The organism is Fundidesulfovibrio soli (assembly GCF_022808695.1).
Lineage (GTDB): Bacteria > Desulfobacterota > Desulfovibrionia > Desulfovibrionales > Desulfovibrionaceae > Fundidesulfovibrio > Fundidesulfovibrio soli.
In genome coordinates this window covers 18426-41938 of sequence record NZ_JAKZKW010000023.1, presented here as the reverse complement: position 1 = coordinate 41938, position 23513 = coordinate 18426, and the positions used below count along the sequence as shown (strand labels likewise).

Genomic DNA, 23513 nt, shown 5'->3' with positions numbered 1-23513 from the left:
GCGCTACCCCCTGGAGACCACGTGGCGGATGCGGATCTCGCCCTCGTGGCCTATCATGCGGTCGGGCGTGAGCAGCTCCCTGCCGCGGATCACCAACACCTCGGTGGACTTGAGCCCCAGCCGGTTGAGCAGCTGCGTCACGGACTTGAGCGCCCGGAACTCCCGCTGCTCGCCTGTCGATTCTATGAGTACGCGAACCATGTGCGGCCTCTATCCCGGCCCGGGGCCGAGGGCAAGCCCGGGCGGCAGCGAAACGTGTTGACCGCCCCCCTGATTTTGAGCATATTTTTAACGTGACGGTGCGCTCGACGCGCCCAACGCCGGAGGTCTCCATGGAAGCCAAGAAGGTTCTCGTCGTGGACGACGAAAAGCATATACGCATGCTCTACCAGGAGGAACTGGAGAGCGACGGATACGTCGTGGCCACATCCGACGGGGAGGAGCCCATCCTCGCCGTTCTGGAACGGGAAAAGCCGGCCGTGGTCGTGCTGGACATCAAGCTCGGGCCCACGCGCTCCGGGCTGGACCTCCTGCAGGAGATCCGCGGCAAGGACCAGCTCATCCCCGTGATCCTCTCCACGGCGTACGACTCCTTCCAGCACGACCTCAAGTCCATCGCGGCCGACTACTACGTGGTCAAGTCGGTGGACCTCACCGAACTCAAGTCCAAGGTTTCGCAGGCCATGGCCAAGGCCAATGCAACCGTGGTGGCCTGAACCACACCCGAACGTGCGGGCGGGCCTTCGGGCCCGCCTTTTTTTTCGTATTTCCCCCGCCTGCCGGTCCGGCTTGCCCTCGGCCGGGCAACGTGGTAGCGCCCTGCCATGTTTCCAGACGTGGGCCAATTCCTTCTCAAATTGGCCATCTTCGCCCCCCCCATGCTCATGGCCGTCACCTTTCACGAGGTCTCGCACGGGGTTGCGGCCGCCGCCTTGGGCGACCCCACGGCCAGGCTCGCGGGCAGGTTGACGCTCAATCCGCTCAAGCACCTGGACCCTGTGGGCCTGCTCGTCTTCGTCATCACCCAGATGATCGGCTGGGCCAAGCCCGTGCCCGTGGACTCCCGCTATTTCCGCAACCCGCGCACCGGCATGATGATCGTCTCCGTGGCGGGGCCCGCGGCGAATTTCCTGCTGGCCGGGGTCTCGGCGCTGGCCTTGGGCGGGCTGGAGGCGGCCTTCCACGCCTGGCGCGACCCGTTCTGGCAGGCCAACCTGCTCACGCCGCTGCTCTACATGTGCGTGGCCAGCGTGCAGGTGAACCTGTCGCTTGGCGTGTTCAACCTGCTGCCCATCCCGCCCCTGGACGGCGGACACATCCTGCTGGGCCTGCTGCCTAAGCGCATAGCCTACGAGCTGGCCCTGCGCGAGCGCTGGGGCTTCGTCATCGTACTCCTGCTGGCCATGAGCGGGGTGCTCGGGCGCATACTTTCCCCCGTGGTGTCGTACCTCTACAACCTTCTGATCTGACCGAGCGAGCGAACATGACCGTCAACAAACGCATCGTATCCGGCATGCGCCCCACCGGGCCGCTGCACCTTGGGCATTACTTCGGCGTCCTGGACAGCTGGGTCGAGCTGGCCAAGGACCACGAGTGCTTCTTCTTCGTGGCCGACTGGCACGCCCTGACCACCGAGTACGCCGAACCCCAGAAGGTCAAAGGCTTCGTGCCCAGCCTGGTCACGGACTGGGTGGCCGCCGGGCTGGACCCCGCCAAGGTGGTCATGTTCCAGCAGTCCCAGGTGAAGGAGCACGCCGAGCTGCACCTGCTGCTCTCCATGATCACCCCGGTGGGCTGGCTGGAGCGCAACCCCACCTACAAGGACGTGCGCGACCAGCTCGACGGCACCAAGGACCTCTCCACCTACGGCTTCCTGGGCTACCCGGTGCTCATGGCCTCCGACATCCTGATCTACAAGCCCACCCGGGTGCCTGTCGGCCACGACCAGCTGCCCCACCTGGAGCTGACCCGCGAGATCGCCCGGCGCGCCAACCACCTCTGGGGCGAAATCTTCCCCGAGCCCGAGGCCAAGCTGACCAAGGCCTCCAAGCTCCCCGGGCTGGACGGGCGCAAGATGTCCAAGAGCTACGGCAACGCCATCGCCCTGGGCGAGGACCTGGCCGGGGTGCGCAAGCGCATCACCCCCATGCTCACCTGTGTGAAGCGCGCCCGCCTCAAGGACCCCGGCGAGCCGGGCGAATGCAACCTCTACCCCTACCACCTGCTCTTCACCGACCCGCAGAAGTGCGAGGAGATCGCCGTGAGCTGCCGCGAGGCCAGCATCGGCTGCGGCGATTGCAAGAAGATCATGGCGGACAACCTCTGCGCCTTCCTGGAGCCCTTCCAGCAGCGTCGCGCCGAGCTGGACAAGAACCCCGACCTGGCCTGGGACATCCTGCGCGACGGCAACGAGCGCGCCCGCGTGGCCGCCCGCGCCACCATCGAGGAGCTGCGCGAGAAGCTGAACTTCAACTTCTAACGCGTTCGCCCCGCTATCGAACAAAAAGCCCCCCGCCGCGAGGCGGGGGGCTTTTTTGCGGCCTGCCGCTTTGCCCGGGCCAGGCCCGCGCCTCGAATGCGGCCAAGACCAGCAAGCATCACCACACTTCGATACGTGGAAACGAATTGATATCCACGATAAAATATTCTACTTTCTCCCCACATAGCCCTATATGGGGTGATAATTTCCGCCTCCTGCATATGATGTCCGAAAAACATCAGGCGGCAAGGCCGCCGCAGGAGGAAGACATGGCTTTCGAGGCGAGCTTGCTCAATATGCTCAGCAACGTGGAAGAGGAACATCCGGGGCAACCCCCGATCGGGTTTGGAACCCCTATCGGGATGGCCGACGAACGGAACCCCGGGGTCATGGAGCTACTGCCAGTCAGGCCGGGGGAGGCCAGGCCTTGGCCTGGGGATGGCGCAGGGAGCCAAGAGATCGGGGAAATCCTGTTCGATCCTCGCAACATTCTGGGCGGGCGGGCCGGACAACCCGCCGCCGGGCCGCTCAGCGGCCTCTGGACTCAACCCGGGGCGGGCCACTGGAAAGTGGGCGGCCTCATGGACCGGATGGTGCCGAACATCGCCGCGCGGCAACGGATGCTCGGGGGCAACGCCCCGCTGTTCCCGGCCCTGCGCGAAGGGCTCGTCGGGGTGCCCGGGCTGGATATCTTCCAAGGGGATTCCGGGCGGGACGAAGCCGCACCGGAGCCCGAAACCGCCGGTCCACTGGGGTGGGGTGATTCGTCGGCTCGGTACCTGTCGCAGGATGGCGAGGCCGGGGCGGAACCGTCTGCTGGGGGCTCCTCGGGCCAGCCCGACTGGGTTGCGCCCGTTGCTCAGGCTCTGCCCGACCCCGCCGCACCCGCGCCCCAGGGAACGGATGCGCCCGGCGACGCCGGGGCCCAGGCCGGCATTGGGGATAACCGAGCCCTGTGGGACAAGGTGAAGGGGTTCGAGACGTATACGCCCGAGGAGCGGGCCAAAAGCCGGGTGGATTACGCTTGGAAGCAATTAGACCAGAACCCGACTGCGTGGGAAATGACCACAGATGGTCTGGGCAGACCTCATTGGAAATGCAACGAGTTCGTGGGGGACGCGCACGCTCAAGGGGACCCGTTAGGCTGGCAGTACCCCAGAGAAGAAAGCTACGGGGGATTATACACCCAGGCCAAGCGCTGGTGGAACGGAGAGAGCGGCCCGGCGCACTACTACCCCACTGTGAAAAACCTGGCAGACCCGAACTATCGGCCAGACGCACTGGAGTACATTGGGAACGACAAGGATGTCCGGCCGGGCGATATCGTTGTCTGGCGTGGAGGGGAAAACAATAGGCACCACACAGGCATCGCCATCGACGACGAGCATGTGATTGCCGCCGGGCAAAAGGAGCTTGGCATCGTTCGCCGGGAGGACATGTTCCCGGAGGTGACGCCTATCATCCGGCGCGTGAAGTAACGGCCATCAGTAAATCGCTCAAAAGTGATTGTCCGGAAGTACTTCTAAGACGAAATGACCAACCGAGCGTTTAAACCAAACAGGCAGGGTGTCGTTGATTAAGACGCCCTGCCTGTAAAAGGCACACCGATGGGACCTATAATCCATAATATTTTTGCATGGCTTTGCTCTCACAAAGCCAACTTCTTCGTCGGCATAGCCACAATAATTACAATTGTGCTTGTCGGAACGAAATTCTACCAACTCTTCAATATTCATTTCAAGTGGATGAAGTGGGTTGATTTCGGGATGTTATTCCTCCCCACGCTCGTGCTCATAGGCCAAATTGATTTTTCAAAAGTATTAGCTGGCAGACAAAACCTGCCCGGATTCCTTATCATCATGATGCTCTGGGGAATTTTCATAAACCCAGCCGACGAATGCTTCTTATGGTCACATTACATTCTCGACAAAATCGGCATTCACACAATAACTGGCGGCAAACTGCAGTTGGAATCATTTCGCACAAGCATGATATACAGCATCTGGGGCATACCTGGCACGCTTATCTACGCCGCCGTTTTCGGGGTGGCCATCGCCCTCCTGAACAGATCGGTGGTTTGGTACTTGCGCCGAAAGGATCGGGCAGCGGGCCGGGCATAGGCATCACAGGTGGGCACACTGCTCCGTGCGTCCGCAGCGTGGCCCACATCCCCACCAAACACGACAACCCCCAAAACAGACGGGGGCGGCCTGAGCCGCGCCCCCTCCCCCACCTCGCCCTATTTCGGCTCCAGCGGGACGTTGATCTCGGTCAGCAGCTCCTCGGGCGGCGTCCGTTCCGGGGTGTTCAGGTACACCTCGTAGCCGGGCCTGCCCGCGCTCACCCGGCCGGACTGCGGCAGCCACACCCCGTACAACCACATGTAGGTCTTCTCCAGCCCCTCGTATGGCCCCTTGTGCACCACCGTGGCGTACTCCCCGCCGGGCAGCTCCGTGACGAAGGCTTCGTCGTCGCCCTCCACCTCCGGCCCCACGCTGACGCAAGCGTCGTAGCGCAGCAGCTCCGGGGCGGTTGCCCCGGGGTCGTCGTGCCCCACGCCGATGAAGCGCGTCTGCGGCCCGAACAGCCCGCGCGGCCCGGCCCAGGCCACCATGCGCTCCCAGGCCTGCCGCGAGGAATCCATGTACGGCCCCACGGCGCGGATGCAGGCCACACGCTGGGGCTCCTTGCGGATGATGCTCACGTCCATTGTCTCGCCTCCTGTCTGTTGGCGGATGAAATCCTCGGGAAAGGGAAAGAACTGCCCGACGCGCTCCTTGCGGCGCTCGCGGGAGAACTCCCGGAAGCGGCTGGGGGCCTCGCCGTACTGGGCCTTGAAGGCCCGGGTGAAGGCCTCCGGGGCTTCGTATCCGGCCTCCAGGGCGATCTCGGTCACGCTGACGGACCCGAATTCCAGCCTGTGGGCGGCGCGGGTCAGGCGCAGGCGGCGGATGTGCGCGCCCACCGTCTCCCCGGTTAGGCCCAGAAAGATTCTATGGAAATGGAAGGGCGAGAAGCCCGCCACGCCCGCCAGCACGTCCAGGCTCAGCGGGGCGTCCAGGTCGCTCTGGATGTGGGCCAGCACCGCGAGGATGGCCCGGCGGTAGGTGCGCGCCGTATCGTTCATGCGGCGTGTCTAGCACGAAGCATCCCACCCTGCCTGACGATTTTTGCTCACATCCGTATAATTATGAAAATCAGCCTCACGGGTTTCCCAAAATCCGGCCCCGGTGTACCGCAATTCCATGAACGCCCCAATAAGCGAGGCCGACCGCGAGAAGCACGCGGCGGCCACCTCCTCCATCGTGGCGGCGCTGTTCCTCACGGGCATGAAGATCGCCGTGGGGCTGCTCACCAACTCCCTGGGCATCCTCTCCGAAGCGGCGCACTCCGGGTTGGACCTGCTGGCGGCCGGGGTCACCTGGTACGCGGTGCGCCAGTCGAGCCGCCCGGCGGACCGCAAGCACCCCTACGGCCACGGCAAGGTCGAGAACCTCTCCGCCCTGGTGGAGACGCTCCTGCTGTTCTTGACCTGCGTCTACATCGTGCGGGAGGCCCTGCTGCGGCTCTTCGGCGCGCCCGAGGCGGTGGAGGTCACCTGGTGGAGCTTCGGGGTCATGGCCGTGTCCATCGTCATCGACGTCACCCGCTCGCGCATGCTCAAGGCCGTGGCCGAGAAGCACAACAGCCAGGCCCTGGAGGCCGACGCCCTGCACTTCTCCACGGACGTGTGGTCCTCCGCGGTGGTCATCTTCGGGCTGGGCTGCGTCTGGGCCGGCCGGCTGCTGCCCGAGGGCTCGCCCGTGCGCGCCCTGCTGGAGCGCGCCGACGCCGTGGCCGCCCTTGGCGTATGCGCCATTGTGGTCTGGGTCAGCATCCAACTCGGGCGGCAGGCCGTGGACGTGCTGCTGGACGGCGGCTCCGAGAGCCTCACCGACCAGATCCGCGCCGCCGTGCTGGAGATCGCCGGGGTGCGCGGGGCCGGGCAGGTGCGGGCACGGCTCTCCGGCCCGTCGGCCTTTGTGGACCTCACCCTGGACATCTCCCGCCAGACCAGCTTCGAGGAGGCCCACCGCATCGGCGCACGCGTGGAGGACGCCGTGAAGCAGGTGGTGCCCGGCGCGGACGTGCTGGTGCGCCTGACCCCGGTGGCCAGCGAGGAGACGGACCTCTTCGAACTGGTGCGCGGAGTGGCCGCCTCAAAGGGCATGGGCGTGCATGGGCTGCGCGCCCACCAGACGCCCTTGGGCACGCACCTGGAGATGCACGTGGAGGTGCCCGACGACCTCAGCCTGCACCGCGCCCACGAGCTGGTCACCGAACTGGAGGCCGCCGTGCATGCGCGCATCCCCGGGCTGACCATCGCCAGCCACATCGAGCCCGTGGGCGGCAGCGACCTGCGCACCGACGCCGAGGCGGACCAGTCGGAACACATCCGGGAGAAGGTGGAGCGCCTGGTGGCCGATACGCACGGCGTCAGCGACTGCCACGGCGTGGCCGTGCACAAGGTGGGGGGCACCTATTCGGTGAGCTTCCATTGCCGCATGGCCCCGGAAGCTTCCATAAGCCAGGCCCACGAAATGACCGCCCGGCTGGAGAATATGGTGCGCGCGGAGGTGGAGGGGATAGGGCGCGTGATCATCCACGTTGAGCCGGAGGACGAAAAGGACGTGGTGATCGACTAGGGAGAGGAAGACAGGGAAGGGAGCAGGAGGAGAGAGATGCCTCCGGCGGCCAAAGGAACTTCGTTCCGTTGGAACCAACGCTCATAATATATTAGCAGACCGACGACATGCAAAACACAACTTCAGACTTTGAAGAAGTCATCAGATTGATTGGAACGCATTATAACTGGTCCAAAACAATCATCATCGACGGGATGACTGGATGCAGAAAGTCAACGCTAGCAAGAGCAATATGTGACGAACTCTCTTTAGATTGGATAGAGGTCGATTCATACGTTTCTAAGCGGCTTACCAACGAAAGTGATTACTCTGAAATCCTATGCCTGGAAAACATACGCAAATCTGCACTAGAGGCCAAACAACTCAAAGGCGGATTTGTTCTTGATGGGGTATGCACTCAGGAAATCATTAATAAAATCTGCATGACACCAGATTTAACAATTTATATCGATAGGTGTGACATATCCACTAAGCGGAATGTCATCACATTTTGCTCACGTCTTGAAACGGAACCTACTAACAGCACCCACCGTCTTCACGTCTTAATCTCAAAATACCACAAGCGTTACCGCCCAAAATCAACAGCAAACATCGTATACACATGGGAGAATCGTGACTGCGAAATCTATTGAGTAGCGGCACAACACTACACGGAACTCCGACCAAATAACCCATCATGCGGGCAATTCGACGCACTCAATCACAAAAAAATGCCCGCCTACTTCCCCCGCTTGAGCTGGAACTTGGCCACGGCCGAGTTGTGTTCGTCCAGCGTCTTGGAGAACTGGTGCGAGCCGTCGTTCTTGGAGACGAAATACAGGTAGTCGTGCGCCTCGGGGCTGGCCGCCGCCTTGAGCGCCTCCATCCCCGGGTTGCAGATGGGTCCGGGCGGAAGGCCGGGGTGCTGGTAGGTATTGTACAGGTTCTTGGGGTCGTCCAGGTGGGCGCGCTTCAGGTTGCCGTCGAACTTCTCCCCCAGGCCGTAGATGATGGTCGGGTCGGTCTGCAGAAGCATCTTCTTGGCCAGGCGGTTGGCGAACACCCCGGCTATCTTGCCGCGCTCGCCGCTTTGCCCCGTCTCCTTCTCCACTATCGAGGCCAGGGTCACTGCGTCGAACAAGGCTTTCCCGTCAGGAGCGCCCTGGGGCCAGACCTTGGGCAGGGTCTTCTGGAACTGGCCCAGCATGGCCTCCACCACCTGGCGCGGGTCGCTGCCGGGCTTGCGCGTGAAGCGGTACGTCTCCGGGAACAGGAAGCCCTCAGCGCTCTGGGCGGGCACTCCGTATTTGGCCAGAATCTCAGGATCGCGCGCGAGCTTCACGAAGCTCTCTGCCGAGCCCATGCCCGCCTGCTCCACCAGCCGGGCGATCTGGCGCAGGGTCAGCCCTTCGGGCACGGACACCTTGTAGAGGATGGCCTGCCCGCTCACCAGCAGGTCCAGCACCTTCTGGGGCGTGAGCCCGGTGTTCAGCTGGTACTCGCCGGCCTTGAGCCGCACGTCCTGCCCGGAATAGCGCGCCAGCAGCTTGAAGGCGAACGGGTCCGTGACCACGCCCTCCTTGTGCAGCATGCCCGCGATCTGCTCGAAGCCCATGCCCTGCTCGATCTGCACGCGCACGTCGCGGCCCGGCGTCTCGGGCTGGGTGGTCAGGAAGCGGTGGCCCTGCCAGGCCACGAAACCGGCGGCGGCAAGGACGAACAGCGCAAGTACGGCCAGGATGCGCTTGAGCATTGGGTCAGACCTCTTGGGCGGAGCGCGCGCACTCGGGCGCGGCCAGGAAGGATTCCAGGATCAGCACGGCGGCGCGCTGGTCCAGCACGGCCTTGCGCTTGGAGGGCTTCACCCCGGCCTGGCGCAGGTCGTCCATGGCGGACTCGCTGGAGAGCGTCTCGTCCATGAGCAGCACGGGCACGGCCACGCGACGGGCCAGGCTGCGGGCGAAGTTCACTGTCTGGCGGGCGGTCAGGCTGTCGCGGCCCTCCGCGGGCGCGGGCCAGCCCACCACCACCCGCTCGACGCATTCGCGCTCCACGAGGGAGACCAGCCGGGCGAACAGCTCGTCACGGCCCTCCCGCTGGATGGTCTCCAGCGGGAAGGCCATGGAACCGTTCGGATCGGTGACGGCCAGGCCCACGCGTTTGAGCCCGTAATCGACGCCGAGGGTGCGCATCAGCGGTTGTCCGCGATCCCCGCAAAGGCCAGCACGCGCTTGCGCCCTTCCACCTTGGCCTGGGTCAGGGCCTTGCGGAACATGCGCTTCCACTTGGGCCCGTCCACCACGGCGGCCAGGTACTCCAGGGCGTGGTACACGCTCTGCTTGCGGCCCATGCGCAGGAGGCAGCGCTTGATGCCGATCTTGCAGGAGGGGCAGCCCACCACGATGGGCTGGGATTCGCTCGGCGCGTTGCCCAGGTCCTTGCTGAGCTGCTCCTGCTTGCGCTGGCGGATGCGGTTGTAGATGTCCGGGCTGGTCATGGCGCCCAGGCCCGATTCGGCGCAGCAGCCGGGCGAGATGTCCACCTTGGCGCCCGTGAGCGTGGCCAGGGCCTGGCGGTAGATCTCGGGGGCCTTGGCCAGGGGCACGCCCTGCCACTCGGCGTGGCAGGCCGCGTGGTAGATCAGGCGCGAGGGTACGGCGAAGCGGGTGTCGCTGCGCTCGGGGATGCGCTCCATGAGGTACTGCACCACGTCGAAGTGCGGGATCTTGCCCCCGGCGATGACCTCGATGTCGTAGTCCGTCAGGGTCTCTCGGCAGGTGCCGCAGGCGGTGAGCACGGCCTGGGGCGCCACGCCCTCGTTGGCGGCCTTGACGAACAGCTCGCCGATGCCCTCGATGTTGCGGGCGCGGTTCTTCCGGTAGGCGTCCTGGTAGCCGGAGGACAGCAGCGGGTAGCCGCAGCACATGTGCCGCTCGGGGATGATCACGCTCACCCCGGCGCGCAGCAGCAGATGCACGGAGGCCATGCCGATGGTGCGCCAGAACAGCGCCGCGCCGCAGCCGGGGAAGTAGAACACTGCCTCGCCCATGGGCTTCTCGGGGATGAAGATGCCCCCCTTCTCCAGGTGCAGGGCGTCGGCCAGGTTCTTGAAGCCCGTCACCGGGCCGGAGCCGTGCAAGAGCGGCGTGTTGATGCGGCTGCGCCACGGCCCGGGCAGCAGGCCCACCAGGTGGTTGCCCACGGCCTGGCCCCAGGCGGCGGCCTTGGCCATCCTCGGCGCGCGATCCTCGGGATTCTCGGCCACGAAGTGCAGCACCTTGGACTTGATCGGGTGGCCGCCCGCGCCCTTCTCCTCGATGAAGGCGCGCATATCCAGGATGGCCCCGGCGGTCTTGATCTTCACCGGGCAGGCCCCGGTGCACTTGCCGCAGGTGGTGCAGCGCTCGGTCATCTTGCGCAGGCTGTCCAAGAGCTTGCTGCTGGGCCTGCCGTGGTGCACCTGGGAGTAGTAGATGGCCTCGATGATGGCGCCCAGGCTGATGTTCTTGTTGCGCGGATGGTAGATCAGCCCGCTCTCAGGGTGGTACATGGGGCAGACCTGCTTGCACTTGCCGCAGCGGGTGCAGACCTGCACGTTGGTGAGCAGGTTGATGAGCTTGTCCTTGTCCGGCAGGGCGGTCTTCTTGATGTCGCGGATGAGCCGGTTGAAGGAGAAGGTGTAGGGCTCAACGTCCAGCTCGCGGGTGACGAGCTTGCCCGGGTTGAGGATGTTCTTGGGGTCCACCTTCTGCTTGTAGGCCCGCAGGGCCACGATCTTGTCCTCGGGCAGGAAGGCGATCTTGGTGATGCCGATGCCGTGCTCGCCCGAGACCGCGCCGCCGAGCTCCATGACCTTTTCGAACACCTTGTCCGCGGCCTCGTGGGCCTGGGCCAGCATCTCGGGGTCGTTGGAGTTCACGGGCAGGTTCACGTGGCAGTTGCCGTCGCCGGCGTGCATGTGGTTGGCCACGATGATGCGCCGGGCCAGCATGTCCTGGTAGATGGCCTCGATCTCGTTGTAGAGCTTGGGGTAGCGGGTCTTCAGGTCCGTGAAGAAGTAGTAGCTCTGGACCTCGAGCTCCTGGTCGTTGAGCTCGTCCTTGGTGCGGATGCCGCGCAGGATCTCGGCCGCGAACTGCATCTCCATGGAGATGAACTCGTCCGAGTCCGGGAAGCCGGGCAGGCGGGTGGCCTCCTGCAGGGCCTTGCGGTAGCTCTTGGCCAGGTAGAGCAGGTTCAGCTCCTCCAGGAAGTCCGCGAACTCGGGGATCACGTCCAGGGGGATGACCACGTCCTCGTTGATCTTGAAGCCGGAGGTCCGCTTGGCGATGGCGGAGAGCTTGTGGCGGTCCTCCCAGAAGACCTCGGCCTCCTTCTCGTCGCGGGCCACGAAGGCGTCCACGCCCTCGTGCCGGTTGGCGATGGCCACGATCTCCTCCACGGCCTTCTCCAGCGCGGGCAGGTCGTTGCCGTCGAGCTGGAGCGTGAGCACGCTGATGGGGTCGCCCTCGTACTGGGTGGACTTCTTGGAGTATTCGATGGCCTTGACGTACTTGGCGTTGAACTCCTCCAGGGCGGAGATCTTCACCAGGTCGCCTTCCTGGCGGATGCGGTCGCGCAAGGCCACCACGCCCTGGATGGTCAGCATGGCGTTGTGCATGGAGCGGCCGTAGAACTCCAGCACCAGCACCTTGGAGTGCCTGAGCTTCTCGTAGCAGATGAAGCAGGCCTCGGTGATGACGCCGTCCACGCCCTCCTTCTGCATTCCCGGCAGGCCGCCCAGGTACTTGTTGGAGACGTCCTTGCCCAGGCCCGGGCCGCGAATCTCCGCGCCGTCGAGCTCAACGGTGTCCAGCACCTTGCCGCGCTGGTCCACGATCTCGAAGCGCGCCGTCTCGGTGGGCAGGATCTTGTGGCGTGGGTGGTCCACGCGCCTGATCTCCACCACGCGGGCGTCGGGCGTGACCATCTTGTAGGAGAGCAGGTTGTCGAGCGTGGTGCCGTATTCGAAGGCGTAGGGGCCGCCCGCGTTCTCGGAGATGTTGCCGCCGATGGAGGACGAGGCCTTGGAGGCCGGGTCCACCGTGAGCAGCAGGCCCTTCTGCGAGGCGGCCTGGATGGCCTGCAGGGTGATCACGCCCGCCTCCACGCACAGGGTGCGGGCGTCGGGATCGACCGAGAGCACCTGCTTGAGCCGGGTCAGCGAGAGCACCACCGTGCGCAGCCGGGAGGGCACCGCGCCGCCGGTGCAGCCCGAGCCGCCCCCGCGCGGGATCACGGCGAAGCCCATCTCGCCCGCGAGCTCCATGATGCGCTGGACGTGCTCGGTCCTGTCGGGGGCCAGCACCATGAGCGGAAGCTGCATGCGCAGGTCCGTGGCGTCGGTGGAGCACTCCACCAGGTTGTGCGGCCCGTCCAGGATGGCCCGGTCATCCATGAACTCGGAGACGCGGCTCTTGAGGTCGGCCCGGAACTGCTCGTCCGCGTCGAACTCCTTCCAGAAGGTCTTGATGGCCGCGGAGAGCAGGCGGAAATACTCGGGCGTGAGCATGGTCTGCGCCTGTTCGAGACGCTTCTCCACGGATTCGCGCACGTCGGCCGGGTCGATGAAGGGGTTGTAGCGCACCAGGAAGAGTTCGCTGGCCAGCGAGACCGCGACCTCCTGGATGTCCTCGGGCCAAGTGCCGAATTCGCGTTCGCCGACGCCCAGGACTCTGGGAACCAAACGGCTGAGCGGGATCGATATATGTGGCTGCTTTTCTGGCATGGGGAGATTACCTGCGATCAATGGTGGGGAGACATGTAGATGTATTACCGCTCCGCGCGGTTGGCAAGGCGTTTCCTGGCCCCCTGCGCCGGGGTATTTTGATGTTTTTGTGCAAACCGGAAACCAAGGGCCGGGCGGATCATGGCCCCTGCGGGCCGCGCTGTCCGTCGCCCGGCGGACAGAAAGAAAGAAACCGCGCGGCCGGGCACGCGGCGCAGGCGGCGAAAATGTCGAGGGAGATGCGACGGGGGGGCAAGGGCCCAAAATGCGCACGGCAAGGGCCGGGACCGCCTGGCGATCCCGGCCCGGAACGGACACGCCCCTGTAGAGTGGGGAGGTTACTCTCCTACAGGTTCAGGAAGTAGTCGCTGCCGCACACGGGGCAGCAGGTGTGCTCACCGGCCAGGGCGCCGCACTTGGCGCACGTCTTGGCGCCGGGAGGATTGTTGGGGTTGGGCTCGCCGCAGATGCGGCAGCGGGTGAAATCGGGGTCGTTGGACACGTTGCACTTGGGGCAGATCCATTCGGGCTTCGTCTCGGTCATGCTGCGCCTCCGTTGTCGGTGAGGAAGTTGCGCCACACTAGCCACAATCAGCGCCCAGGACAACGGCGGAACACGAAAAAAGCGCCAGAGGACTCATCCCCGGCGCGAAACGGCATGGATCGGGCCTGAACTGCGCCCGGCGCGACGGCGGATCAGCTGGAGGCGGCGGCTCCGTCCTGGACGGGCGCGGGGCGGAAGCGGCGCAAAGCCCCGGCCTTGGCCACGATCTGCTCCTCGCGCCAGACCTCCTGCAGGTAGTGCCAAACGGCGTCCAGGGGCACGTGGGAGCGCAGGTACTCCTCGCAGCGGGAGAAGCTGTAGTGGTGAGCCACCGCGCGGCTGACCACGGCGGTCTTGCACTTGTTGGCGGCCAGCACCATGTTCACGGCCTGCTCGTCGGAGACGGGGAGCCCGGGCAGCGGCTCCGTGGGCAGCGGCAGGATGGCCTCCATGAGGCGCGCGTCGAAAACCACGCAGTTGATGCTGGCGAAGCCGGTGTAGAAATAGGGTTGCGGGTCGCTGGCCAGGAAGCCCTGCACGAAATCCTCCCGCACGACCTTCTCCCACATCCAGCGATGGTAGACCCAGTTCTCTTCCACGATGCCCCCGTCGTACATTGTGCGCGCCGTGGGGTGGGCGGTCTTCAGATAACGGCCCAGGGCGTAGAGCCCATGCGGCGAGACGGGGCACAGCGCGCTGACCAGGGGCACGTCGCGGCTGAAGGAGTGGAGGCGGTATCCCTCCAGCAGATGCTCCAGCCAGCGCGGGGTGACGAAGACGTCCTCGTCGAGCTTGACCACCACGTCGTCGCGGTGGCGCTCCAGGATCTCGTTCTGCACGGTATTCACGGCGGGCATGAGCCCGCGCGGGGAGCAATGGATGACCTCCACCCGCTCGTGGGTGTGCATGAAGCGGTTGAGTATGGCTGCGTGGTCCGGGCTGACGGCGTTGGCCACGATGTAGATTTTCTTGAAGCGGGCCAGGTTCGTGAACCGCTCCAGGCAACGCAGGCTGAGGAGGAAGCAGTCCAGCCTGTGCGACGTGAGCAGCATCAGCACCGGGCGGACGGCGGCTCGATTCGCCCGCAATGGCACTATCTTGTTCATGGTTCAGCCTATCCTTGGCCGAGAGGTTGCAATCCAAGCGACTCCGCTTATCTTATCGGATCAACAGGGTCAGACTTTAGGGCTGGTTCAAAAAAATTTTCAGACCCGCACGCGCGGGGCCAAAAAGTGGCTTCCGGCGTGCTTGACAGGTCTTCCGTTCCGAGGCTAAGGCTTTGGCATCCGATAGGGACGGCCGGGGTGCTTTTTCAACCGGCTGATTTTATTGTGATATTCGGGTGCACTTCCCCTTCGGGGTGGCGTTCCCGCCAATCCGGCCGAAATAAACCAAACGTGAGAGTGGAGGTTAGGACCATGGGCTACAAGGTCACTGTTGACGAAGAAAAGTGCACCGGCGACGGCGAATGCGTGGACGTGTGCCCCGTTGAGGTTTACGAGCTGCAGGACGGCAAGTCCGTCGTCGTGAACGAAGAAGAGTGCCTGGGCTGCGAATCCTGCGTCGAAGTCTGCGACCAGGACGCCATCACCGTCGAGGAAGAATAGTCCCTTCCCCGGTTTTCTTTCAGGCGGGAGCGCGCCCCTGCGGCGCGCTCCCGCCTGCTTGTTTGCTCTTGCCCCTGCCCGGGGCGAACTTATATCACTGGCTGCCGCTGGCGCGGCAGGGAGACGATGTGATAGAAGCCGACTTTTCCGACATTTTCGCCGATTACGAGGCTCTGGTGGCTGAGGTCGACGCCGTGTTCGACAAGGTCAAGGCCGCCTGCCCCGAGCAGGTGCGCTGCGAAGTGGCCTGCGCCGACTGCTGCCACGCGCCCTTCGACGTGAGCCTGGTGGAGGCCCTGTACATCAACGCCCAGTTCAACAAGCGTTACCCCAAGGGCGACTCCCGCTACCTGCTCACCGAGGCGGCCAACCGCTCCGACCGCGAGCACTACCGCCTCAAGCACAAGGCCTGGAAGGCCGTCAAAGCCGGAGTGCCCGAGGAGCGCATCATCGAGGACTTCGCCCGCGAGCGCATCCGCTGCGCCCTGCTCGCCGATGACAACCGCTGCCAGATGTACGACGCCCGCCCCGTGACCTGCCGCCTCTACGGCGCTCCGCTCAACGTGGCCGGCAAGCTGCGCGTGTGCGGCAAGTCCGGTTTCGAACCGGGCGGCAAGTACCCGGCGGTGAACATCGCCAAGCTGCAGGAGCGGCTGCTGGAGCTCTCCAGGCGCGTGGCCGAGCGCGCGGGCAGCAAGGAAGCCTACGTTGGCGAGATGCTGGTGCCCGTCTCCATGGCCATGCTCAGCAGCTATGACGAGGAATTCTTCGCTCTCAAGGAGCCCAAGGAGGACTGATCGTGGCAGTATGCCCCCTCACCCCCGAGGAAGAGGCGCAGAAACGCGCCATCTACGAGAGCATCCCGCCGCGCAGGCGCAAGTTCATCGACAAACTGGGCTACGACAACTGGGATCCCTTCCAGAAACCCTTCGAGCCCATCGACATGCGCATCGACACCACCAAGCGCACGTCACAGCAGCTGATGAACGACTTCATCAAGAGCGTGCCCGAGGGCACGGCCACCGGGACCGACTACTCCGCAGGAGCCTGGGAGATGTGCGTGGGGGTGGTCAACAACGCGGAGCGCTTCAGGGGCATGTACGACTTCGTGCTGTGGTACTCCAAGCTCCTCGACAGCGAAAAGGGCCTCTAGGCCTTCACGGAAATACACAATCGGGGTGATCCAATGGTCCAATACGCCGACAACATCGACGACCACATCGCAGGCCTGGAAGAGAAGCTGCGCAAGAACGACCAGTGCGCCTCCTCCCACTACAACCTGGGCGTGGCCTACATCTCCAAGCGCCGCTACGAGGACGCCAAGACCTGCTTCGTGCGGGCGGCCGAGCGCTCCCCCACCATGGCCGAAGCCTACGTGCAGCTGGGCGGCCTGGCCATGAACGACGGCGACATCGAGGCCTGCCTGCGCTACAACACCGCCGCGGTCAAAGCCCGCGCCCGCTTCGCCGTGCCCCACGGCAACATCGGCTTCTGCCTGCTGCAGATGGGCGACGTGGAAAAGGCCATCAAGGCCCTGCGCCAGGCCGTCAAGCTGGATTCCCAGTTCGTACAGGCCTTCGGCACCCTGGGCAGCGCGCTGTTCATGGCCGGTGAGCTGGACGAATCCATCCAGATGAGCAGCCGCGCCGTGGAGCTCCACCCCAAGTTCGGCCCGGCCTGGAACAACCTGGCCCTGGCCTACCTTGAAAAAGGCGAGCCCGCCAAGGCCAAGGAATTCGTGGCCCGCGCCCAGGAGTGCAACTTCGAGGTGCACCCCGGGCTCATCGCGGACATCGAGGCCGCGCTGAAAGCCTAGCCCACAAGCCTTTACGATCAATAAAGCGGGCCCCGTCTTGCGACGGGGCCCGCTTTTTTTCATCGAACTCCGAGGACTGTCAGCCCAGCAGCGCGTCGAGATTCTTGAAGCAGTTGAGCCAGCCGGAGGTGTACTCGTCGCGCAGGCCGGGGGTGATGAACCTGTCGTGGACGAGGCTCAGTTCCGTGCCGCCGTCCTTTGACGCGAAGGTCACGGCGATGAGAGTCTCGGGCATCACCTCGTTCGCGAGCTTGTTGTGCCAGTTCCAGGTGAAGACGAGCTTCTCCCCGGGGACAACTTCCCGGTATTCGCCGGTGGCGTATCCCGACACGTCGTCGTTTCCGATGCGCCCGGCCATGTCCATGCGGAACTCCCCGCCGGGCTTCGCGTCCACCTTGGCCTCGGCCTTGAAGCTGTCGTGGGGCAGCAGCCAGCGCTTGAGCCGGTCCGCGCTGGTCCATGCCTCGTAGACCCTGCCCGGTTCAGCCTTGAAGACCCTGGTCATTTCGAGCTTGAACGTCTCGGTCATGGTCGCCTCCTTCCTGGAAGGCGGCGGCGGCGAACCACCGCTCATCCTCTCCTCTAGGCTCTTTACCTCCCCGCCATGGCGCGCAGCCTGCGGATGCGCTCCTCGGTGGGCGGATGGGTGGAGAACAGCCCGGCGATGCCCCCGCCGCTGAGCGGATTCACGATGAACATGCTCTCCGTGGCCGGGTTGGCGCCCTGCATGGGCACGGCGTGGGCGTAGTCATCGAGCTTCTTGAGCGCACCGGCCAGGGGCAGGGGGTTGCCCGCCAGCTTCGCGCCGGTCTCGTCCGCCAGGTACTCGCGGGAGCGCGAGATGGCCATCTGGATGAGCATGGCCGCGATGGGGGCCAGGATGGCCATGAAGATGGCGCTGATGCCACCGCCGCCGCCCTCCTCGTCGCTTGAGCGGCCCATGCCGAAGATGGCGCCCCACTTGATCATGCTCGCCAGGCTGGTGATGGCTCCGGCCACGACCGAAGCCACGGTCTGCACCAGGATGTCGCGGTTCTTGATGTGGCCCATCTCGTGGGCCAGCACCCCGGCCAGTTCGTCCGGGCTCACCAGGCGCAGGAGCCCCTCGGTGACGGCCACGGCGGCGTTTTCGGGGTTGCGGCCAGTGGCGAAGGCGTTGGGCTGCTCCTGGGGGATCAGGTAGACCTTGGGCATGGGCAGCCCGGCGTTGCGGGACAGCTGGGCCACCAGGTCGAACAGGCCCGGGGCGTCGGCCTCGGTGAGCTCCTGTGCCTGGTACATGCGCAGCACGATCTTGTCGGAGAACCAGTAGCTGCCCACGTTCATGACGAGGGCGAGCCCGAAGGCGATGATCATGCCGGTGCGTCCGCCCATGGCCGAACCCATGAGCACGAGAACGGCGGTCAGGACGCCCAACAGCAGGGCGGTCTTGATCTGGCTGGTCATTGTTCTCTCCTCCTGGAGGGAAAGTGTCTGTTTGGCTTGCAAAAGGGGACGCGCGGAGCGCGCCTGCGGCGTACCCACCCGGGGCGACGCCGCATGGGAGGCAGGGGTGTCATGCGATGTGGATGCGGCGGCGGCGGGCTTCCTGCCGTTCCTTGGGCAGGGTGATCTCCAGCAGGCCGTTTTTGAAAACGGCTGCCACCCCGGCGCGGTCCACGCCCTTGGGCAGGGCGAAACGCCTGGCGAAGGGGCCGTAGGAGCGCTCAAGGGAGTGGTACACGCCCTCGCCCTCGCAGATCTTCTCGAAGCGGCGTTCGCCGTAGACCCACAGGGTGCGCGTCTTGACCTCCACGGCCACGTCCTCGCGCTCCACGCCGGGCAGCTCCACGGTGATCACGAAGGCCTGGGCCGTTTCCATCACGTCGGCGGCCGGGGCCCAGAAGTAGGCCTTGTCCGCCACGGATTTGGGGGCCCGCCCCTTGCGGGCGGCCTCATTGAGGATGTGGTCCAACTCGGCCTTCATGTCGGCCAGACCCATCCAGGGGTTCCAGTTCAGCTTGGCCATCCGGGTTCACCTCGCTGCGCGGCGGCCTCGGACGAGGCCGCGCAATATTCTGGTGAGGTAAGCACTTGGCTAGGAGTGTCAAGGCGCTAGTGCTTTGACTGACGCTCCCCCGCTTCCCATTTGGAGAGCTCCACGGCTTCCTCCACCAGCATGATGGGGATGTCCTCGCGGATGGGGTAGACGACGCCGCAAGCGGCGCAGGCCAACCCTTCGCCCTGGGCGGCCGGGGCGAGCGCGCCCTTGCATTTGGGACAGGCCAGGATTTCGAGCAGCTGGGGCGAAATGGACATGATGACGATGCCTCCGGTGTGATGTACGCGCTTCATACTCCAGCTTCGCGCCGTGCTCAAGGCTTGCGTTGACGCCCGGGGCCTTTGCCCCTAGCCTCAAGACATGGGCCCCATAGACCTGCACACCCACACCAGCTTCTCCGACGGCGAATTCCCGCCGGGCGAACTGGTGTGCATGGCCGCCGAGGCAGGGCTCGGCGCGCTGGCCATCACCGATCACGACACCATGGACGGCCTGGACGAAGCCCTGGAGGCCGGGGCCGAGACCGGCATGGAGGTGGTGCCCGGGTGCGAGCTTTCCGCCAGTTTCCAGGGCCGCACCATGCACGTGCTCGGGCTGTGGGTGCGCCACCGCGAGGCGGACGCCCTGCGGGCATCCCTGGCGGGCATCCTGGGCGGACGCGAGGCCCGCAACCAGTACATGGTGGACAAGCTGCGCGCCCTGGGGATGGATATCGACTACCAGCAGCTGCTGGACTCGGCCCAGGGGACGGTGGGCAGGCCGCACATGGCCCGCATCCTGGTGGAGCGCGGGGCGGTGAAGAGCTACGAGGCCGCCTTCCGCAAATATCTGGGCCGCCAGGGCCTGGCCTACGCCCCCAAGCCGAGCCTGCCCCTGGAGGAGGCCGTGGCCTGCCTGCACGAGGCCCAGGCCACGGTGGCCCTGGCCCACCCCTACCTGCTGGGCCTCAACGGACGCCCCCTGGAAGAACTCGTCCGCGCCTGCCGCGACCTGGGTGTGGACGCGCTGGAGGCCTACTACACCGACCACTCCCAGACCCGCACCCGCGAGTATATTGAACTAGCCCGCAGGCTGGACATGGGCGTGTGCGGCGGGTCGGACTTCCACGGCCGGGCCAAGCCGGGCGTGCGGCTGGGCGCGGGGCGCGGGACGCTGCGCGTACCCTACGAAGTTCTTGAGGATTTGAAGGCCAGGCGCGAGGCCAAGGGGCTCTGGACCTAGACGGCCGCCCTCCCCCGCACCCCATATGGGATTCCAAAGGGAGGAACTCCCTTTGGCCGCCGGAGGCTCTTGCTTGTCTCGGCTCCAGCCGTGGCCTCCCCGGGGCCGAACTGTCCGCTGTATTTGAAGAACATCAGACAGTTCGGCCCCGGGGAGGCCACAGCTGGACCCACAACGCCTCGCCTCGCCTGAAACGTGGCAAACACTCGGGGCTATTCCAGTGGTTGGCTGGCGGCCTTGTCGGTGAGCACGTCCACCCGAACGCCGTCGCGCCCGGGGGAGAGCTGGAACACCCGGCTGGCGTGGCCGTAGAAGGCGTCCACGGCGTGGTGGCTGATGTAGAGCACCTGCAGGCCCAGGCGCTCGCCTATGGAGGCGATGAGCCGGGCGAAGCTGGAGACCAGCTCCGGGCGCAGCCAGCAGTCCTGCTCGTCGAGCACCAGGAAGCGGCGGTGGGTTTGGGGGTCGAGCTGGGCCAGGCCGATCAGGCGCAGCCCCACGGAGAGGATGTTGCAGACCGAGCCGCCCTGGCCGGTGAGGATGTCCTCGGTGCCGCCCTGCTGCTCCATCTCCAGGTTGATGAAGAACTTGCCGTTCTTGACCTCCCTGCGGCTGACCACCTTGCGGTCCTGCCCGAGGATCTCGCGCACGGCGTGGGTCAGGTTGGCCTCCACCTCCTCCATGAGCTCCCCGAACAACTCGCGGGAGAGGTCCTCCAGGCGGTCCTGCGCCTTGGGGGCCATCTCCAGGAAATCGCGCACGGCCTGAAGCTCGCGGCGCAGGCGCTGATGCTCGCGCACCAGGGCCTCGGCGCGGCCCTCCAGGCGGCCGGCACGGCGCTCCAGCCCTTCGAGCTCGCGGCGCAGGGCGTCCAGCTCCTCAGCCACGCCCGCCCCCCGGTTCCCGCTCCAGGCCCTGCTCCAGGCCCTGCTCAAGATTCGTCAGGCCCTCGCGCACGGACTGGATGTGCTCGCGATACTCCTCCACCAGGCGGGCGTTGTCCGCGCGCATGGCCGCGAGCATACGCTCCAGCTCGGCCGGGTCGGCGGTGCCGTAGTCGGCCCGGGCCTGCTCCTCCAGCGTTGCCAGTTCGGACTGCAAATGGGCCAGGGTCTGCTCGGCGCGCACCTGCTCCTCGCGCAGCTTCTCGTATTCGGCCTTGAGCTGGCCGAGTTCGTGCTCCAGCCGGGCGTCAGGGTCGCTTGGGGCGGTCTTTGCCACCGGCAACCTCCTCGTAGAGTTCCCAGATCAGCGGGGTCTCCGCATGCTCGGGGCTTAAGTTGGCGGAAAGGAAATCCTTGAGGCCCAGGCCCTCCTGGGTGCGCCGCCAGGCCAGGCGCTCCAGGCCCTTGAGAAACAGGGAGTGGCGCTCCTTGGCGTCCGGCTCCGGGGCGAAGGGCTGGTCCGGGAAGACCTTCTCCCAGGGGAGCGCGGGCACGGGCCAGGTCTCCAGTTCCTGCGCGCCGGGCCGCCAGACGGAGGCTGCTGGCACCCGGGCCTTGGTGCGGGCCGAGAAGGTCAGGCGGGTGATGTTGCCCGGGTTGCACCAGCGCGTGGCCCCGGCCGCGACCATGGGCTGCGGGCGGTGGATGTGGCCGTTGACGAGCCAGTCCAGCCCGGGGATCTCCCGTGGTTCGAGCACCAGGCCCTCGTGGTCCGGGAAGGTGATGTTGTGGTGGGTGAACCAGATGGTCTCCACCGCGCCGCCCGGGTCCACCTGGCGAGGCAGATGCGAGCCGTCGGGGGAGCCCCCGGCCAGCACCGTTCCCGCGGGCGTCTCCAGCAGGAAGGCGGGGCCGGGCTCGCTGATCAGGCGCACTGCACCGGCCGCGTCCAGCACCGCAAGGGAGACGTCGCGGGTGAATCGGGCCAGGTACTTGTCGTGGTTGCCCACCAGCACCGAGGGCTGGTGCGGCCGGAACAGCTCGATGAGCTCCACCACCAGGCTGTTGGGGTTCTCGCGCGGCCAGTGGAACAGGTCCCCCGCGATGACCGTGTGCAGGTTCAAGGCCCGGGCGCGCTCCAGGCAGGCCGCCAGCTTGGCCAGGATCTGCTCCCGGTAGCCCTCAAGGCGGTGGCCGGGCGGGGTGGCGGCCACGTGCGGGTCGCAGACGATCATCAGGCCATCGGCCTTGATTCTAGGTAGGCTCATGACCCGGCGTCCTCTTTTTCAGGAATTTGGCGGCGTCCAGGTCCGCGCCGCACAAGGGGCACTCGCCCACCTGCTCCAGGCGGTGGGCGATGCGCTCGCCCAGGGCGGCCAGCTCGGCCTCGCGCCCGGCCAGCCAGGCCTGGCCCTTGGCGATGCGCGCGGCCAGGGTGGCCATGGCCCCGGCGAGCCGGGCCAGGGGGGCGGGGTCGGCCAGGGGGGGCGGGGTGGCCAGGGCCGTAAGGGCCTGCCCGCGGCGTTCGGCCCCGTCGCGCTGGGCGCGCAGCCTCTCCAGTCGGGCCGAGGCCTGGGCCAGCTGGCCTGCGGGGGCCAGGGCCGGGGGGGCCGCCAGGGGCAGCAGGGCCGCGCTCGCGGCCTGGGCCGCGCGGGTGCGCTCTTGCAGGGCGCGCAGGCGTGCTGTTGCCTCGGCCAGGGGCGCGGCCGGGGCCGGGGCCGCGGGGGCCGAGAGGCCCTCAAGAAGAGTCAGGCGGGCCTGCAACTGAGCCGAGCGCGTCGAGAGTCCGCGCATCTTCCCCAGGCGGGCCTCCAGCCGGGGCACAGCGGCGGCCCGCCCGGCCAGGGCCTCCGCGCCGACGCGAAGATCCTCAAGCCGCAGCGAGAGCCCGGGCAGGGCGTCGAGCCGGTCCAGGCCCTGCCCGGTTGCGGCCAGGGACTCCTCCAGGCGGCGCGAGTCCGTCCGGGCGCGGCGCACCTTCTCGCGCAGCAGGTCCTGCATGGCCATCAGGTGCGCGCTCTCGGTGGAGGAGGCCAGGAAGTCCGCCAGCACGGAGCCGGGCCGGTCCAGCAGGAAGATGGGGTGGCGCTGGTCGCCCAGGTGCACGTCCACGTCCTCGCCCTTCTCGAAGCTGACCAGGGGCAGCCGCAGCCGCCGGGCCACTTCCTCGGGCACGCCGCCCTTGCCCAGCTTGGCGAAAATCTGGGGCTCGGCCTCCCCCGGAGGGTGGAGCTCGTAAATGGCGTAGGCCTTACGGCGCACCCAGGCCACGCGCCAACCGTCGTCCAGCAGGGCCTCCACGCGGGCCTCGGTGGCGCCGTGGCGGATGCAGTGGCGGCGGGAGGGGTTGGTGGCCAGGCAACGCAGGGCCTCAACCAGGGCGGACTTGCCCGTGTTGTTGGGGCCGCAGAGCACGTTCAACCCCGGGGCGAGGTCGAGCGTGGTGGCCTTGTGGGCCATGAAGTCGGTGAGGGTCAGGCGAAGGATCAC

The 23513-nt window shown here is 66.1% G+C and carries 27 protein-coding genes; 12 read left to right on the top strand and 15 right to left on the bottom strand.

Going from position 1 to position 23513, the window contains the following annotated elements:
- Positions 1 to 3: 3 nt before the first annotated feature.
- Positions 4 to 201, bottom strand: a complete 198-nt coding sequence (locus tag MLE18_RS15635; RefSeq protein WP_243439733.1) for a hypothetical protein — start codon at positions 199 to 201, stop codon at positions 4 to 6.
- 131 nt (positions 202 to 332) lie between these two features.
- Between MLE18_RS15635 and MLE18_RS15630 the strand changes: the two genes are divergently transcribed.
- The 5 genes from MLE18_RS15630 to MLE18_RS15610 all read left to right on the top strand — a co-directional run bounded on the left by MLE18_RS15630 (position 333) and on the right by MLE18_RS15610 (position 4599).
- On the top strand, positions 333 to 716 hold the full coding sequence (locus tag MLE18_RS15630; protein ID WP_243439732.1) for a response regulator: 384 nt from the start codon (positions 333 to 335) through the stop codon (positions 714 to 716).
- A 108-nt stretch (positions 717 to 824) separates the two neighbouring features.
- Entirely contained in the window at positions 825 to 1469 is a 645-nt protein-coding gene (locus tag MLE18_RS15625) for a site-2 protease family protein (RefSeq protein ID WP_243439731.1), read from the top strand.
- A 14-nt stretch (positions 1470 to 1483) separates the two neighbouring features.
- The gene (gene trpS / locus MLE18_RS15620) at positions 1484 to 2479 is read left to right on the top strand and encodes a tryptophan--tRNA ligase (RefSeq protein WP_243439730.1); all 996 of its coding nucleotides are present in this window, start codon (positions 1484 to 1486) and stop codon (positions 2477 to 2479) included.
- A 269-nt stretch (positions 2480 to 2748) separates the two neighbouring features.
- Positions 2749 to 3957, top strand: a complete 1209-nt coding sequence (locus tag MLE18_RS15615) for a DUF1287 domain-containing protein (protein ID WP_243439729.1) — start codon at positions 2749 to 2751, stop codon at positions 3955 to 3957.
- 129 nt (positions 3958 to 4086) lie between these two features.
- The gene (locus MLE18_RS15610; protein ID WP_243439728.1) at positions 4087 to 4599 is read left to right on the top strand and encodes a hypothetical protein; all 513 of its coding nucleotides are present in this window, start codon (positions 4087 to 4089) and stop codon (positions 4597 to 4599) included.
- 119 nt (positions 4600 to 4718) lie between these two features.
- Here MLE18_RS15610 and MLE18_RS15605 read toward each other — a convergent pair whose 3' ends face one another.
- A complete protein-coding gene (locus MLE18_RS15605) occupies positions 4719 to 5606 on the bottom strand; it encodes an AraC family transcriptional regulator (protein ID WP_243439727.1) in 888 nt (295 codons plus the stop codon).
- Positions 5607 to 5724: 118 nt separating this feature from the next.
- Between MLE18_RS15605 and MLE18_RS15600 the strand changes: the two genes are divergently transcribed.
- Together MLE18_RS15600 and MLE18_RS15595 are read left to right on the top strand one after the other, a co-directional pair.
- A complete protein-coding gene (locus MLE18_RS15600; RefSeq protein ID WP_243439726.1) occupies positions 5725 to 7164 on the top strand; it encodes a cation-efflux pump in 1440 nt (479 codons plus the stop codon).
- Between the two features lie 107 nt (positions 7165 to 7271).
- Entirely contained in the window at positions 7272 to 7796 is a 525-nt protein-coding gene (locus MLE18_RS15595; protein WP_243439725.1) for a hypothetical protein, read from the top strand.
- A gap of 86 nt (positions 7797 to 7882) precedes the next feature.
- Here MLE18_RS15595 and mltG read toward each other — a convergent pair whose 3' ends face one another.
- The 5 genes from mltG to MLE18_RS15570 form a co-directional block, all read right to left on the bottom strand.
- The gene (gene mltG / locus MLE18_RS15590; protein WP_243439724.1) at positions 7883 to 8896 is read right to left on the bottom strand and encodes an endolytic transglycosylase MltG; all 1014 of its coding nucleotides are present in this window, start codon (positions 8894 to 8896) and stop codon (positions 7883 to 7885) included.
- A gap of 4 nt (positions 8897 to 8900) precedes the next feature.
- A complete protein-coding gene (gene ruvX, locus MLE18_RS15585; RefSeq protein WP_243439723.1) occupies positions 8901 to 9335 on the bottom strand; it encodes a Holliday junction resolvase RuvX in 435 nt (144 codons plus the stop codon).
- Complete coding sequence (locus MLE18_RS15580; protein WP_243439722.1) at positions 9335 to 12910, bottom strand: FAD-binding and (Fe-S)-binding domain-containing protein; 3576 nt, start codon at positions 12908 to 12910, stop codon at positions 9335 to 9337. Before MLE18_RS15580 ends, ruvX begins: the two co-directional genes overlap by 1 nt.
- Positions 12911 to 13256: 346 nt before the next feature.
- The gene (locus MLE18_RS15575; RefSeq protein WP_243439721.1) at positions 13257 to 13454 is read right to left on the bottom strand and encodes a hypothetical protein; all 198 of its coding nucleotides are present in this window, start codon (positions 13452 to 13454) and stop codon (positions 13257 to 13259) included.
- Positions 13455 to 13606: 152 nt separating this feature from the next.
- Positions 13607 to 14560, bottom strand: a complete 954-nt coding sequence (locus MLE18_RS15570) for a glycosyltransferase (protein WP_243439720.1) — start codon at positions 14558 to 14560, stop codon at positions 13607 to 13609.
- 312 nt (positions 14561 to 14872) lie between these two features.
- On the opposite strand from MLE18_RS15570, the gene MLE18_RS15565 reads away from it, so the two are divergent.
- The 4 genes from MLE18_RS15565 to MLE18_RS15550 all read left to right on the top strand — a co-directional run bounded on the left by MLE18_RS15565 (position 14873) and on the right by MLE18_RS15550 (position 16877).
- Positions 14873 to 15061 (top strand): ferredoxin, encoded by a 189-nt coding sequence (locus MLE18_RS15565; RefSeq protein ID WP_243313341.1) that lies wholly within the window; start codon positions 14873 to 14875, stop codon positions 15059 to 15061.
- Between the two features lie 128 nt (positions 15062 to 15189).
- Positions 15190 to 15858, top strand: coding sequence for a YkgJ family cysteine cluster protein (locus MLE18_RS15560; RefSeq protein WP_243439719.1), 669 nt, complete (start codon positions 15190 to 15192; stop codon positions 15856 to 15858).
- A 2-nt stretch (positions 15859 to 15860) separates the two neighbouring features.
- The gene (locus MLE18_RS15555; RefSeq protein WP_243439718.1) at positions 15861 to 16214 is read left to right on the top strand and encodes a hypothetical protein; all 354 of its coding nucleotides are present in this window, start codon (positions 15861 to 15863) and stop codon (positions 16212 to 16214) included.
- Positions 16215 to 16247: 33 nt separating this feature from the next.
- Positions 16248 to 16877 (top strand): tetratricopeptide repeat protein, encoded by a 630-nt coding sequence (locus MLE18_RS15550; protein ID WP_243439717.1) that lies wholly within the window; start codon positions 16248 to 16250, stop codon positions 16875 to 16877.
- Positions 16878 to 16956: 79 nt separating this feature from the next.
- On the opposite strand, the gene MLE18_RS15545 is transcribed toward MLE18_RS15550, so the two are convergent.
- From MLE18_RS15545 to MLE18_RS15530, 4 genes are all read right to left on the bottom strand, one after another.
- Entirely contained in the window at positions 16957 to 17406 is a 450-nt protein-coding gene (locus MLE18_RS15545; protein WP_243439716.1) for an SRPBCC family protein, read from the bottom strand.
- Between the two features lie 62 nt (positions 17407 to 17468).
- Positions 17469 to 18323 carry a zinc metalloprotease HtpX gene (gene htpX / locus MLE18_RS15540; RefSeq protein ID WP_243439715.1) on the bottom strand — a complete coding sequence of 285 codons (855 nt, stop codon included), beginning with the start codon at positions 18321 to 18323 and terminating at the stop codon, positions 17469 to 17471.
- 109 nt (positions 18324 to 18432) lie between these two features.
- Positions 18433 to 18885, bottom strand: coding sequence for an Hsp20/alpha crystallin family protein (locus MLE18_RS15535; RefSeq protein WP_243439714.1), 453 nt, complete (start codon positions 18883 to 18885; stop codon positions 18433 to 18435).
- 86 nt (positions 18886 to 18971) lie between these two features.
- Positions 18972 to 19175, bottom strand: a complete 204-nt coding sequence (locus MLE18_RS15530; RefSeq protein ID WP_243439753.1) for a Trm112 family protein — start codon at positions 19173 to 19175, stop codon at positions 18972 to 18974.
- Between the two features lie 103 nt (positions 19176 to 19278).
- Between MLE18_RS15530 and MLE18_RS15525 the strand changes: the two genes are divergently transcribed.
- A complete protein-coding gene (locus MLE18_RS15525; protein WP_243439713.1) occupies positions 19279 to 20139 on the top strand; it encodes a PHP domain-containing protein in 861 nt (286 codons plus the stop codon).
- A 212-nt stretch (positions 20140 to 20351) separates the two neighbouring features.
- On the opposite strand, the gene MLE18_RS15520 is transcribed toward MLE18_RS15525, so the two are convergent.
- The 4 genes from MLE18_RS15520 to MLE18_RS18020 are packed head-to-tail and all read right to left on the bottom strand — an operon-like array spanning position 20352 to position 23513.
- Entirely contained in the window at positions 20352 to 21026 is a 675-nt protein-coding gene (locus MLE18_RS15520; RefSeq protein ID WP_243439712.1) for a hypothetical protein, read from the bottom strand.
- The gene (locus MLE18_RS15515) at positions 21019 to 21360 is read right to left on the bottom strand and encodes a hypothetical protein (protein ID WP_419714895.1); all 342 of its coding nucleotides are present in this window, start codon (positions 21358 to 21360) and stop codon (positions 21019 to 21021) included. The genes MLE18_RS15520 and MLE18_RS15515 overlap by 8 nt, the downstream gene beginning before the upstream one ends.
- Positions 21332 to 22291: a metallophosphoesterase gene (locus MLE18_RS15510; RefSeq protein WP_243439710.1), complete on the bottom strand. Its 960-nt coding sequence runs from the start codon at positions 22289 to 22291 to the stop codon at positions 21332 to 21334. Before MLE18_RS15510 ends, MLE18_RS15515 begins: the two co-directional genes overlap by 29 nt.
- Positions 22278 to 23513, bottom strand: coding sequence for an AAA family ATPase (locus MLE18_RS18020; RefSeq protein WP_336605590.1), 1236 nt, complete (start codon positions 23511 to 23513; stop codon positions 22278 to 22280). Before MLE18_RS18020 ends, MLE18_RS15510 begins: the two co-directional genes overlap by 14 nt.